Consider the following 13,098-nt stretch of genomic DNA (forward strand, 5'->3'; position numbering starts at 1 on the left):
AACTGTTCCGAACGCAAGAGCTGTGACCGCGGTCGCAGCGGAGTGGTCGGGATGCTCGGCGATCGGGTAGCGACTGTCCTACCCTGACTACGGTTCGTCGGTCCGTTCTAGGGAGTCTCGGTGGTCGCTGCACTCGTCAAAGGGCAGAACGGGGCGCTGGCGCAACCGGAGGTGGTGCTGTCGGTGCGGACCGAGGCGGCGGTTGATGTGTCGGCGTTGCTGGTGACCGGGGCGGGCAAGGTGCGGTCGGACGCTGACTTCGTGTTCTTCAATCAGCCGACTGCGCCCGGTGTTGTGTTGAGTGTCGGTGCGGTGCTGGAGGTTTCGTTCGCCGAGGTGCCTGCGGAGATCGCGCAGCTGCGGGCGGTGATCACGTTGGACGATTCGAACGCCACGTTCGGAGAGTTCGCCGCGCCGGTGGCGACGGTGGCCGATCCGGCCGGGAAGGTGTTGTACGAGTATCGGATCGAGGGGCTCGGTAGTGAGTCGGTGGTGATCGCGATCGAGTTGTATCGGCGCGGTGCCGAGTGGAAGGTCCGGGCGGTGGGGCAGGGGTACGCGGGCGGGTTCGCTGCGCTCGTCACCGATCATGGTGTGCAGGTGGACGATACGGCCGCGCCGCCGGAACCCGCAGCGGAGCTTCAGGTGCGGACCGTGCCCGGTGAGGCCGCCCTCTCGTTCGAGAAGCGCGAAAAGCTGGACATGCGCAAGCGAGCCGTCGCCAAGGTGCTGATCAGTAAGGACGCCTGGGGAATTCGAGCACGCGTGGTGCTGGTGATCGACAAGACCGGCAGCATGCTCAAGCAGTACCGCAGTCAGGTGGTGCATCGGGTGGTGCAGCGGATGATTCCGGTGGCGACTCAGCTGGACGACAGTGGCGCGCTCGAGGCGTATCTCTATGCCCACTCGTTCGCCAAGCTGCCCGACATCACCGTCGCGCACGGCGACGAATGGGCGCACACCTATCTGCATCTGAGCGGCACGCACGCGGGCATCGACTACAGCCGAATCGGCGGCCGCAACGACGAATTGCCGATCATGCGCGACATCATGGCCTCGCTGCACCCCGGCGACGGGCCGACCTTGATCCTGTTCTTCACCGATGGTGGCTTCGCGAACAAGCGCGAGATCGCTGCGCTCATGCGCGAGGCGGCACAGCTGCCCGCCTTCTGGCAGTTCATCGGGCTCGGCCGCGCCAACTACGGTCTTCTGCGCTCACTCGACGAGATGACCGGCCGAATCGTCGACAACGCAGGCTTTTTCGCGCTCGATGACATCGATAAGGTCGACGACGGCGAGCTGTACGCGCGGTTGCTCGGCGAGTTCCCGGATTGGTTGCGCGCGGCCAAGGCGGCGGGCGTCCTGCGCTGAGCTCAATCCTCGGGAACCTGCTCCACCGCCCACTTGGCCCACTCCTCGTTCATCGCGAAGAAGCGTTGCCCCCACTCCATCGCGATGCGGCCGTACCTGGAGAAGTCGTTGTCATCCCAGTCGACCGATTCGTTGAGCGCTGCTAGTTCCACCCGGTTTTTGCCGGACCTGGTCGCGATGCCGTCCAGGTAGTCGACCGCCTCGGCCTGGGAAACCGCGCCGAGGAAAAAGACACGCAGCAGCGTCTCGTTGCGGATCACCCGTTTCGGCCTGGTGTCGGTGAGCCAGTGTCGCAGTTCGGCCAGTCCGGCGTCGGTGATCGTGTATTCCTTGCGGCCGCGCGGGCCTTCGTCGGACACGGCGATCAGTTCGGCGTCGGCGAGTTTGGCCAGCTCGGTATAGATCTGGCTCTGTGTCGCGGACCAGACATTGGCCAGCGAGATCTTGAACCGTTGGAGCAGGTCGTAACCGCTGGCGGGGCGGTCGGCCAGCAGTCCGAGCATGGCGTACCGGAGACTCATGCCCCTCACTCTACATTCCACTCTTGACAGGTCGAACTAGGAGTCTCTAGTTTTGACATGTCACAACTGGAATGTCGCGGCAACGAGGAGCTTTCGGACATGTCGTACTTGCGCACTTTCGCCCCCTGGATCGTCTACGCGATAATCCCCTCCGCCCATTGGCAGTGGGCGGCGCTGATCGCGCTGATCATGTCGGTGGTCGAGGTGGCCCGCCAGCTGCGTGCGGGCCGCACCCTGGACGCCTTGATGATCGAGATCGGCTCACTGGTCTTCTTCGCGGCACTGACGGCGCTCGCCTTCGCCGATCCGAACACCGCCCTGCATCCCTACAGCCCCGCGCTCTCCTCGGGCGTGCTCGCGCTGATCGCCCTCGTCTCGCTGGCGCTGCGCAAGCCGTTCACCCTCGGTATCGCGAAACAGACCACCCCGCAAGAACTCTGGGACAACCCGGTGTTCATCCGCACCTCCTACGTACTCACCTCGGTCTGGGCGGCGAGCTTCGTCATCGGCTGCATCGTGCTGACGGCACTGGCGCATGCCGACTCGACCCCGCGGACCATCGCGCAGGTCTTGGCCTTCGTGATCCCAGTGGTCTTCACCATCCGCTACGTCGCCTACATCCAGTCCAAGGCGCGCACCGCCGCCGAAGCCTGACCTTTCGACCAGAACGGTTGTCTCCCATGACTACTGCTGTCCCGCACCTCACCGGCAACTACGCACCCGTCACCGAAGAACTGACCGCCCACGATCTCCCCGTCACCGGGCAGATTCCGCCCGAGCTGACCGGCTGGTACCTGCGCAACGGCCCCAACCCGCACGAGGCCGCGTCCCGGCACTGGTTCGCCGGCGACGGCATGGTGCACGGGGTGCGAATCGAGAACGGCCGCGCCGTCTCCTACCGCAACCGCTGGGTACGCACCTCGACCTTCACCGACGGTGCCCGCAGCTATAGCGAAACGGGCGAGCGGAACTTGGCGGCCGGTGTCGCCAACACCCACGTCATTCGGCACGCGGGACGCACCTTGGCGTTGGTCGAGACGTCCTATCCCTACGAATTGACCTGCGAGCTGGATACCGTCGGCCCCTACGATTTCGACGGCAAGCTGCACACCGCGATGACCGCGCACCCCAAGACCTGCCCGGTCACCGGCGAACTGCACTTCTTCGGTTACGAGGTGGTCGGCGAGCCGTTCCTGACCTACCACCGCGCGGACGCCGACGGCAATCTGCTGCTCAGCCGACCCATCGACGTGCCCGCCGCGACGATGCAGCACGACTTCAATCTCACCGCCGAGCATGTCGTATTCATGGATCTGCCGGTCGTTTTCGACATGGCGGCCGCGGCGGCAGGCGAGGGCATGCCGTTCCGCTGGAGCGACAGCTACCAGGCGCGGCTCGGCGTGCTGCGCCGCGACGACCCGTTCGGCGAGGTCCGCTGGTTCTCGATCGACCCCTGCTACGTCTTCCACTCGCTCAACGCGTATGACGAGCCGGGCAAGATCGTGCTGTACGTGATGCGCTACGCGGAGTTGTGGCGCGGAAGTTCGGATGGTTTCGACAAGTCGACCCTGTGGCGCTGGACCATCGATCTCACCGCGGGCACCGTCGCCGAGGAACAGCTCGACGATCGCAACGCGGAATTCCCGCGGGTGGACGATCGCCTGGTCGGTCTGAACGCACGTTTCGGGCATGCCTCGGTGTCCGGCGATTCCGGTGCCCTCGTCCGCTATGACCTGCACACGGGCAACCAGACCTCGCACGAATTCGGTCCCGGTCGAATTCCCGGCGAGGCCGCCTTCGCGCCCGCCGACCAGAATCCCGGCGGCCACGGCTATCTCATGACTTACGTCTACCACGCCGAAACCGACCGCAGCGATCTGACCATCCTGAATGCCGACGACGTGGCCGCAGCCCCGGTCGCCACCATCCACCTGCCGCAGCGCGTCCCGTTCGGGTTCCACGGAAGTTGGCTCGCGGATAAGTAGTTCGGGACGAGGCCGCGGCGGGCTGAGTACCGCCGCGGCTTTCCGGTGTCCGGCGAAGCGTCAGCCGAGCTGGAGACTGTGGCGGAGTGGGGTTCTCGTGGTGCGGTCGGTCAGCCTATGACGGCGTTCATGATGGTGCCCGCGCTTGTCGCGACGACACCGCCGATCATGGCGCCCGCCACCATCTTCGGGGAGTCGAGTCCGCCGCCGGTCCACTTCTCCCACGCGAACTTGCCGCCCGCGTAGATGATGGCGGTGATACCCGCCAGCAGGACGAACCAGGTGAAGTAGCGGACCAGTTGGAGGAACTTGTCGGAAACCGGCGGAGCCTCGGGGCTGGGGTTGCCGATCTGAGCAAGCAGTGTGTCGTGCACGGCGAGCAGGATCATCGTGGTCAGCTCATTCTGGATTCGGGACAGGGCAAGATTCGCTGACTGCGATGGTATCGGTTTGTTCGCTGCAATGCAGTCGGGTCGGTGCAGCGCAGTGAAGTTCGGCGTCGCCGGGGCCTTGCCGGGGTTGCTATCGGTCGGGATGATGGGTGGGGCGGGGTGCTCGAAGACCCGGTCGCCGCGCACCGCCGGTGCCGTCGGCGGGTTGTCGCTTACTACCGCTTGGGGGCGAGTCCGCTGGTGATACCACCGAGCGTGCGCTCGCAAGGCCGGCAATCGTGGTGGGTGCCGTGCGGTTCTGCCCGCGGTGGCCACGGGACCGTCGCCGTGCCCGTATCCTCATCCAAGATCGAATTCATCGGTGGTTTAACAGCTTTCGCGTGGCAGCTCGGCGGCGGCAAAGTTGTAGTGGAGCGTAGGGAGTAGACGGTGAGCATCATTTTGACGTCGATCGGGGATACCTTCACGACCCTGGCGCAGGTGAGTAACCCGACCCCGCAGGCGCCGCCTTTGTCGGACAAGCTGTTACAGATGGTTCGCTACCTCACCTGGTTCGCGCTGCTCTCCGGGATCCTCGCCATCATCTTCGCGGGCGGCAAGTTCGCCTGGGAGAAGTGGCAGGGTGGCGCGCTGCAATCGCCGAAGATGATCGCGGGCGCCATGATCGGTGGTGTTGTCGCGACAAGTGCTGGCACCATCATGAATGCCGTGCTGGGCACTTAGGCGTCGCACGGCAAATCCTTGGCTATACTCCTGCGCGGATCTCTCGCAATGTCCGATCGGATCGGAAGCAGGGGAAAAACCTATGGGCGAGACCGACGGCGGAATGTCGCGCCGGACCATGTTCGGCTTGGCGGCAACGGTGGCGGCGTCCGCGGTCGGGGTGTCGGCGTGTGGATCCGACGACGCGTCGTCCGGTCCCGTCACCACGGCACCGAGCGCTGGTGAAGCGATCGCCAAGGACGCCTACATCTTCGGTTTCCCGCTGGTTCTGATGGACGTCACCAAGGCGGCCGCCGAGGCGAGCACCCCCGCCAATCGGTTCCAGCATGCCGCGGCGCTGCCGACACCCGCGCGCCGGGATGTGGTGCGGCTCAACCTGGACACGCTGTATTCGGCCGCCTGGCTGGACCTGCGGGCCGAGCCGATGGTGTTGCAGGTGCCCGCGATGGACGGCGGCCGGTACTGGCTGATGCAGTTGCTCGATGCGTGGACGAACACCGTGCACGACCCGAGTAGCGTTCGGCCACAGGCGAAGTCGGGTGCGCCGTTCACCTATGCCATCGTCGGTCCCGGCTGGTCCGGCACGCTGCCGGACGATGTCACGGCGTTGCCCGTGCCGACGCCGACGGTGTGGCTGCTCGGTCGGATTCAGGTCAACGGCGCGGACGACCTGCCCGCAGTGCATGCGCTGCAACAACAGTTGCAGCTGGTGTCGCTCAGCGACTGGACCGCGAGACGACCGGCCCAAACCGTTCCACCTGCGCCGCAAGCGGATTCGACCCCGCCCGCCAAGCAGGTCGCCCAGATGGACGCGCGGACCTTCTTCGATCGGCTGTGCGAGGTGCTGGCGATCAACTCGCCCGCTCCCGACGACGCGCCCGCCATGAAACGTCTTGCCACGATCGGCATCACGCCGGGCGGCAGCGTCGTCGGCCTGTCCGACGCCGAGTTGTCCTCGGCGGTCGACACAGCGCGGCAACAGATTCCGGTCTACCTCGATCCGAAGTCGGTGAACGAGAACGGCTGGACCTTCGACCCCGATATCGGCACCTACGGAACCAACTACCTGCAGCGTGCCGCAGTCGCGTGGAAAGGGTTGGGCGCCAACCTGCCTCAGGACGCGATCTATCCGACGCTGTTCGCCACGGCGGGCGCCAACGGCAGCACCGGCCGGTTCCGGCTGCACTTCCCGGCCGACCAGACGCCGCCGGTCGACGCCTTCTGGTCGCTGACCGCCTACGACGCCGACAGCTACCTGATGTCCAACCCGGCGGGGATCTACGCGATCGGCCACCAGATCCCGGTGGTGCCCAACCCCGATGGCTCCATCGACCTCGCGGTTCAGCAGGCCGACCCGGGTCCGGACGTCCCACCGGGCAACTGGCTGCCCATCCCGGAGTCGGGACAGTTCTCGCTCACCCTGCGGTTGTATGCACCGAAAGATGAAGCGATCCAAGGTCGTTGGCAGCCGCCGCCGCTGACGCCGGTGCCCTGAGGTCGCCTACGATTCGAGATCCCGCAGGCTCAACTCGACGACCTGCACGCGCGGCTGGCCAACACCTGCTGGCCTGCGGAACTGCCCGGGGTAGGCGCAGATCTACTACGAGGAGATCTCCGCGAACGAGCGGAGTTCCGTGGCGGGGCCGCGGATGAGACGGCCGAGCAATCGCAAAGCAACTGGGGTGCCAGGACGGCCGTAAGCGACTGGAACGCGCAATCGGACGAGGGCTGGGCGGGTCTACGCCGACCCCAGAATCAAGTAAACGGGTTTTACTAAACACTGTTCACAAGCCCCGGTTCTGTGGTTCCATCGTTTCTGGAACGTGTTCCACACAACGTTGTGAGGTCTGCAGTCCAGACCGGTAGGAGATAGCCCGTGACCGTGACCACGCCCGCGATTCCCGCAGGATTCGATTTCACCGACCCCGACATGCTCGCCAGCCGACTGCCCGTGCAGGAGTTCGCCGAGCTGCGCCGCACCGCCCCCGTGTGGTGGTGCGCGCAGTCCGGCCGGGCCAGCGGCTTCGATGACGGCGGCTACTGGGTCGTGTCCAAGCTCGACCACATCAAAGAGATCTCGAAGCACCCCGAGCTGTACTCCTCGCACGAGAACGGCTCGATCATCCGGTTCAACGAGGAAGTGACACCGGAGCAGATCGGCATGCTCAGCGACATGCTGCTGATCAACCTCGATCCGCCCAAGCACACCAAGGTGCGCCGCATCATCTCGAAGGGCTTCACGCCGCGCGCGATCGAGAGCCTGCGCGCCGCGCTCACCGAGCGGGCCGCCAAGATCGTGCACGACGCCAAGAAGACCGGCCGCGGTGACTTCGTCGAGCAGGTCGCCTGCGAGCTGCCGCTGCAGGCCATCGCCGAGCTCATCGGCATCCCGCAGGAGGATCGCCGCAAGATCTTCGACTGGTCCAATCAGATGATCTCCTACGACGATCCCGAATTCGAGGGCGATCACCAGGTGGCGACCGCCGAAGTGATGGGCTACGCGTGGAACATGGCCGAGGACCGCCGCAAGTGTCCGGCCGACGACATCGTCACCCAGCTGGTCAATGCCGATATCGACGGCGAGGGCCTGGCCTCCGACGAGTTCGCCTTCTTCGTCATCCTGCTTTCGGTGGCCGGCAACGAGACCACCCGCAACTCGATCACGCACGGCATGAAGGCGTTCGTGGACAACCCGGACCAGTGGGAGCTGTACAAGGCGCAGCGGCCGCGCACCGCGCCCGACGAGATCGTCCGCTGGGCCACGCCGGTGAACGCCTTCCAGCGCACCGCGACCCAGGATCTCGAGCTCGGCGGCCAGCAGATCAAGAAGGGCCAGCGGATCGGGCTGTTCTACGGCTCGGCCAACTATGACGAGGAAGCGTTCCAGGATCCGTTCAGCTTCGATGTGCTGCGCAACCCCAACCCACACGTCGGTTTCGGCGGCACCGGCACGCACTATTGCGTCGGCGCGAACCTGGCCCGGCTGCAGATCGATCTGATGTTCAACGCCATTGCCGATGCGATGCCGAATCTGCGTCAGGTCTCAGAACCTGTGCGATTGCGTTCCGGCTGGTTGAACGGCATCAAGCGGTGGGATGTCGAATACGCTTGAATCACAGGATGAGTAACCCCAGCAAACCCCGGGGCCGCTCGCCGATCGTGACCGACGCTGAGATCCGGCGGGTGGCCAGGACGTTGCTTGTCGACCATGGACAAGCAGCCGTGAGCCTGCGTGCGATCGCGCGCGAGCTCGGCATCACCGCACCCGCGCTGTACCGCTATTACGGGTCCCTGGATGACCTGCTGGAACGGCTACGCCTGGAATTCTGTGCCGATCTCGGCGACGAGTTGGCCGCCGAGATCGCCACACTGCCCGACGACGGCGTGGTGCAGTTCTTCGCCATCTGCAAGGGATTCCGCCGCTGGGCGCTGGCACACACCAGGGAATTCACCCTGGTGTTCGCCTCGCCCGGCGGCGGCGAAGCCCGCGCGCTGCGCCGCTTCGATGAACCGTTCGGGCGGATCTTCCTCGCGGCGGCGGGCAGGCTGCTGGCCAACTACGACATCGTCACCCCGCCGACCGACGTCATCCCGCCGGAGCTGCGCGAAGATTTGGTGCACTTCCAGACCGAACTACTCGCGGCGCTGTCGGAGTCCGGGCAGAAGTTCCCGGCGGAGAAGCTCGACCTGGGCGTGATGTACCTGATGATCCAGATGTGGGCGCGCCTCTACGGGCACGTCACCCTCGAGGTCTTCGGCAACTATCCCATCCCGCTGTCCAACCCCGAGATCCTCTTCGACGCCATGCTCCTCGACCTAGGCCAGGCCGTCGGCCTACTCACCGAATAGCTCAGATGCGCGCGCCCTTCGCGCGGTTGCAGGCGCGGCACAGGATCTGCAGGTTGGTCGCGCTGGTGGCGCCGCCGCGGCTGAGCGGGATGATGTGGTCGAACTCGAGGTAGTGGCTGTCGCCGCACTCGACGCATTTGCCGCCGTCGCGCTGCCAGACCTCGGCTTTCACCTCCTGCGGGATACTGCGGGTATCGAGCTGGCCTGGCGTGAGGATCAGGCGCTTGGCCACCCGTAGCGCGCCCTCGAGCGCGGCGGCGACGTAGTCCGGGTCGCTGACGGTGAAGGTGGCGCCGCCGCGCGACGAGGTCGCCGCGAGCACCACCGCGTTCTGCTCGGTATGCACGGAAACGACGCGGGACCACAGCAATTCGGTGCCCGTGCCGTCGCCGACGAAGCGCAGTTTCTTGTTGCTGACGATCATCCGGCCCTCGGTGAGCCGCGGGCCACGGGCCAGCTGGCGGACGTGCACGGCGGGCAGATCCAGATGCACCTTCTCCTCGGGATCGAGGTGCAGGCCCGGCGTCCGCATCACCGGCAGATCGCCCGCGCGCAGCCGGGACAGGGTGCGGCCGCGATGCATTCGGCGACGTAGGTCCTCGATCAAGGGACCGGCCAGTGCCAGTTCGGTGACGGCGTTCTCGAACGCGGCCAGCTCGTCGTGCTCGACCTCGCCGTCGGCGAACGTGAAGGTGACCAACCGCTCCACGTAGCTGAGGCCCGCGTCGCGCAACGCCTCGCGGCCCGCGCTCTCCTCTATTCGCTGATACCGCAACGACGCCCACAGCGACGCCCACTCGGGCCCGCGTGGCCCGTGCGCGGTGAGCACCCGCCACGCCTGGGTGTGCCAGTGCGTCAGGAACTCCTCGATCTCCGTTTCGCACGACTGGCACGGTGCGAGACCGCCGAACATCTTGCGGCGGCGGAGGTTTCCGCAGCGGTCGCAGTGCCGGTCGCGGGGCTGATGTCGATGGTGGGTGGCGCTGGTCCACTCGGTGCCGTCCCACCACCGCAGCCGGTCCGGGTTCTCCGGGTCCGAATGCCAGTCGGCCAGTTCGGGATTCGGCGGTGGGGCGGGCGCGGGTACCGGGTCGGCCAGGCGTCGTGCGAGATCGACCGGGCGTTGATGGTGCGAGCGAGTCGCGGGCTGGTCTAGCAGATCTGTGTGCCGCATTCGAGGATTCGTCGGGGCCTCCTGCTCGAACGAGTCGCCGTCGACGGGAATGCGCTCCAGCGTCGGCGGCTGCGATGCGCGTCCGCCGAACGGGTTCGCCGGGTGCGACGTTCGCGGCCGCTCGTCGACGCTGACGCCGAATTCGGTGACCAGCCCAGGCAATCCGGTGGACCAGCCCTGGGCGATGGCGCGGAACCGCCACTGTCCGTCCCTGCGGTAGAACTCGCCGAACATCAGCGCGGTGACCGGGTCGGCGTCCTCGATCTCGAACCCGGCCATCGGGCCGTGCGCGTCGTGAATGGTGAGGGACAGGCCGGTGAGGTCGCCGAACGTGCCGTCGTCGATCGATCCGGTGATCAGGATCCGCGCCACGTCCGACTCGGTGCGCGGCAGCGAAACGCTCAGCCGGGCGGTCCGCGGCGCGGGCTCCTGATCCAGGGTCACCGCCTGGGAAACATGGCGCGGGGCGTTGTAGAACACCAGATCGCGATCCGTGCGGACCGTGCCCGACTCGCCGAGCAAGAGGGCATGCGCGTCTACCGCGTGTTCCGACCGCCACGAAACAACCACGGCAAGAAGGGATGTCGGTACCGCTGCATTGGCGCCTTTGCTGAGTTTCATCGTGTTCGAACTATGCCACGACCCTCCGACACGCCGACTCAGCCGACCCCGCTACTCGGCGGGCCGCGCGCCGTCAGCGGGGGATTTCTTGCAGTGATTCAGCGGGCGCTGATTCAGCGAGCGACGCGGTCCGCCGCCGCGCGCAACGTGGCGGCGGCCTTGAGCACCATCTCGTGGTATTCGTCCTCCGCGTCGGAGTCGAGCACGATGGCGCCGCCCGCGCCGATCCGCCAGCGGCCGTCGTAGCGCACCGCGGTGCGGATGACGATGTTGAGGTCGGCGGTGCCGCCGAGCCCGAGGAAGCCGATGGTGCCCGAATAGATGCCGCGCGCCTCGGTCTCCAACTCGTCGATGATCTCCATGGTGCGCAGCTTCGGCGCGCCGGTCATCGAGCCGCCGGGGAAACACGCACGCAGGCAGTCGATCACGCCGACGCCGGGACGCAGCGTGCCGCGCACCGTGGAAACCAGTTGGTGCATGGTCATATACGACTCGATGGCCATCAGCTTCGGCACGTGCACGCTGCCGATCTCGCACACCCGGCCCAGGTCGTTGCGCAGCAGGTCGACGATCATCAGGTTCTCGGCCCTGGTCTTCGGGCTGTCGGCCAGCTCGCGCGCCAGCCGTTCGTCCTCGGCGGGCGAGCCGCCGCGCGCGGCGGTGCCCTTGATCGGCTTGCTCTCCACCGTGTGGCTGCGGTCGATCTTCAGGAAGCGTTCCGGTGAGGAACAGGCGATTTCGAGGTCGTCGAAGCGCAGGAACGCCGCGTACGGCGCCGGATTGCAGCGGCGCAGCGTGCGATAGAAGTCGAGGCCGCCGTCCTCGACGGCGGGCACGGTGACGCTGTCGGTGAGGCAGATTTCGTAGGACTCGCCCGCGTGCAGCCGTTCCTGGCAGATCGCGATATCGGCGAGGTAGCGTTCCCGGCCGCGGGTCAGCAGCGGCTCGACCACGTCGCCGTCCGACGGCATTTCAAGGGTCGGTGGATTCGCCCATGTCGGAAGGGTTTCCAGGGTTTCGCCGGTGTCGCGCAGCCAGTCGGCGCCCGCGCGCAGCGAATCGGCTGTCGAATCGGTCAGCGACAGTAGATGAGTGCGGCCGCCGACGTGGTCGACCACCACGATCCGGTCGGCGAAGATCCATTGCGCGTCCGGTGTCGGCGCTCGATGGGCCGCCTGTCCGCCGGTGTCGGCCTTCACCTCGTAACCCAGGTACCCGACGTACCCGCCCGCGAAATCGAAAGGCAGATCGGGCAGTTCGAGGTGGCGCAGCCGCAGCTCGGCGGCCAGATAGTCGAGCACGCCACCGGCGACCACGCGCCGATTCCCGTCCGACGATTCGACGGTCACCTCGCCCGTGCCGACCCGGTAGCGCACCACCTCGGCCAGCGGTCCGCTCGCGTCACCCAGGAACGAGAACCGGTCGAGGCCCGGCTCGACGTGTTCGCTGTCGAGCCAGAAAGCGGTGGGGGAGTTGCCATACAGCCGGACGAACGCGCTCTCGGTATCGATCGGCCGGTCGAGCACGGCGTGCTGCAGTTGCCAGTGTCGCGGCGGGCCGCCGTAGCGATCGAGGATCTCCGGTCGCGCCGAACCGGCTGCGCCGCTGAGCAAACCACTGCCGCTGAGCAAACCACTGCCCAGCGCGCCGAATTGCTCGACAAGGGCCGGGAATTGCTCGGGGGACAGCGTGGATTGTGTTGTCTCCAAACGAGATTGCGCGCTGTCCGATGAGATGATGGTGACGGGCCGCAGCCGCATGGTCACCTGGTCCGGTCGCCCCGACGCCGTAGTCCGGCCGGTCGCCCGCGCCCGGTGTGCCGCAGTCAGTTTCGCGAAGTTGCGCAGCAGCGCGGCACCGTATTCGCTGGCGATCGACTCGGGATGGAACTGCACGCCCCACTGCGGCCGGGTGCGATGCCGCACCCCCATGATCACCCCGTCGGCGGCCGTCGCGGTGACCTCCAGGCTGTCCGGCAGCGGCTGTTCGGCACACAGCGAGTGGTATCGGACGGCGGTGAAACCCTGGGGCAGGCCGGCGAACAGGTCCTGATCGTCGTGCTCGATCCGGTCGAGGTAGCCGTGCCGCGCGGCCGGGGCGATCGCGACGGTCCCGCCCGCGGCGACCACGATGCCCTGATGGCCGAGGCATACGCCGAGCAACGGCAGATCCGTCTCGCGGATCACCGCGGCCGAGATGCCGACATCGCGAGCGACGTCCGGCCTGCCCGGTCCGGGCGAGATGACGATGTTGTCGAAGCGGGCCAATTCCAGCTCACCGACCTCGTCATTGCGCACGACAGTCGGCTCGATGCCGTTCACCTCGCTGATCAGCTGATACAGGTTATAGGTGAACGAGTCGTAATTGTCGATCAACAACGTGCGCATGGTGCTCGAAACCCTACGCCGCGCCGGTGGGGCTCAACTGTCGTCTAGTGCCCTCAGTTCGGTTCGACGGGTGGT

Annotated in this window: 11 protein-coding genes; 7 read left to right on the plus strand and 4 right to left on the minus strand. The window is 66.5% G+C overall.

What is annotated here, in order from left to right; translation table 11 throughout:
* Positions 1-120: 120 nt before the first annotated feature.
* Positions 121-1,371, plus strand: coding sequence for a VWA domain-containing protein (locus ACIBK2_RS43195; protein WP_396976619.1), 1,251 nt, complete (start codon positions 121-123; stop codon positions 1,369-1,371).
* 2 nt (positions 1,372-1,373) lie between these two features.
* On the opposite strand, the gene ACIBK2_RS43200 is transcribed toward ACIBK2_RS43195, so the two are convergent.
* On the minus strand, positions 1,374-1,892 hold the full coding sequence (locus tag ACIBK2_RS43200) for a PadR family transcriptional regulator (RefSeq protein ID WP_396976621.1): 519 nt from the start codon (positions 1,890-1,892) through the stop codon (positions 1,374-1,376).
* Between the two features lie 57 nt (positions 1,893-1,949).
* On the opposite strand from ACIBK2_RS43200, the gene ACIBK2_RS43205 reads away from it, so the two are divergent.
* Together ACIBK2_RS43205 and ACIBK2_RS43210 are read left to right on the plus strand one after the other, a co-directional pair.
* Positions 1,950-2,546, plus strand: coding sequence for a hypothetical protein (locus ACIBK2_RS43205; RefSeq protein WP_396976623.1), 597 nt, complete (start codon positions 1,950-1,952; stop codon positions 2,544-2,546).
* Positions 2,547-2,572: 26 nt separating this feature from the next.
* Complete coding sequence (locus ACIBK2_RS43210) at positions 2,573-3,877, plus strand: carotenoid oxygenase family protein (RefSeq protein ID WP_396976625.1); 1,305 nt, start codon at positions 2,573-2,575, stop codon at positions 3,875-3,877.
* A gap of 110 nt (positions 3,878-3,987) precedes the next feature.
* Here ACIBK2_RS43210 and ACIBK2_RS43215 read toward each other — a convergent pair whose 3' ends face one another.
* Positions 3,988-4,266, minus strand: a complete 279-nt coding sequence (locus ACIBK2_RS43215) for a hypothetical protein (RefSeq protein WP_040733125.1) — start codon at positions 4,264-4,266, stop codon at positions 3,988-3,990.
* A 432-nt stretch (positions 4,267-4,698) separates the two neighbouring features.
* Here ACIBK2_RS43215 and ACIBK2_RS43220 point away from each other — a divergent pair, with 432 nt between their 5' ends.
* From ACIBK2_RS43220 to ACIBK2_RS43235, 4 genes are all read left to right on the plus strand, one after another.
* Positions 4,699-4,992 (plus strand): hypothetical protein, encoded by a 294-nt coding sequence (locus ACIBK2_RS43220; protein WP_357382603.1) that lies wholly within the window; start codon positions 4,699-4,701, stop codon positions 4,990-4,992.
* 82 nt (positions 4,993-5,074) lie between these two features.
* Positions 5,075-6,487, plus strand: coding sequence for a DUF1254 domain-containing protein (locus ACIBK2_RS43225; protein ID WP_396976628.1), 1,413 nt, complete (start codon positions 5,075-5,077; stop codon positions 6,485-6,487).
* Positions 6,488-6,874: 387 nt separating this feature from the next.
* Positions 6,875-8,104: a cytochrome P450 gene (locus tag ACIBK2_RS43230; RefSeq protein WP_396976833.1), complete on the plus strand. Its 1,230-nt coding sequence runs from the start codon at positions 6,875-6,877 to the stop codon at positions 8,102-8,104.
* A gap of 8 nt (positions 8,105-8,112) precedes the next feature.
* Complete coding sequence (locus ACIBK2_RS43235; RefSeq protein WP_396976630.1) at positions 8,113-8,841, plus strand: TetR/AcrR family transcriptional regulator; 729 nt, start codon at positions 8,113-8,115, stop codon at positions 8,839-8,841.
* A 1-nt stretch (position 8,842) separates the two neighbouring features.
* Here the strand turns inward: ACIBK2_RS43235 and ACIBK2_RS43240 are convergent, their stop codons facing one another.
* Together ACIBK2_RS43240 and pabB are read right to left on the minus strand one after the other, a co-directional pair.
* Positions 8,843-10,636 (minus strand): TerD family protein, encoded by a 1,794-nt coding sequence (locus ACIBK2_RS43240; protein WP_396976632.1) that lies wholly within the window; start codon positions 10,634-10,636, stop codon positions 8,843-8,845.
* A 113-nt stretch (positions 10,637-10,749) separates the two neighbouring features.
* Entirely contained in the window at positions 10,750-13,023 is a 2,274-nt protein-coding gene (gene pabB, locus ACIBK2_RS43245; RefSeq protein WP_396976634.1) for an aminodeoxychorismate synthase component I, read from the minus strand.
* Between the last annotated feature and the right edge of the window lie 75 nt (positions 13,024-13,098).

Source organism: Nocardia sp. NPDC050175, assembly GCF_044459885.1.
GTDB lineage: Bacteria > Actinomycetota > Actinomycetes > Mycobacteriales > Mycobacteriaceae > Nocardia.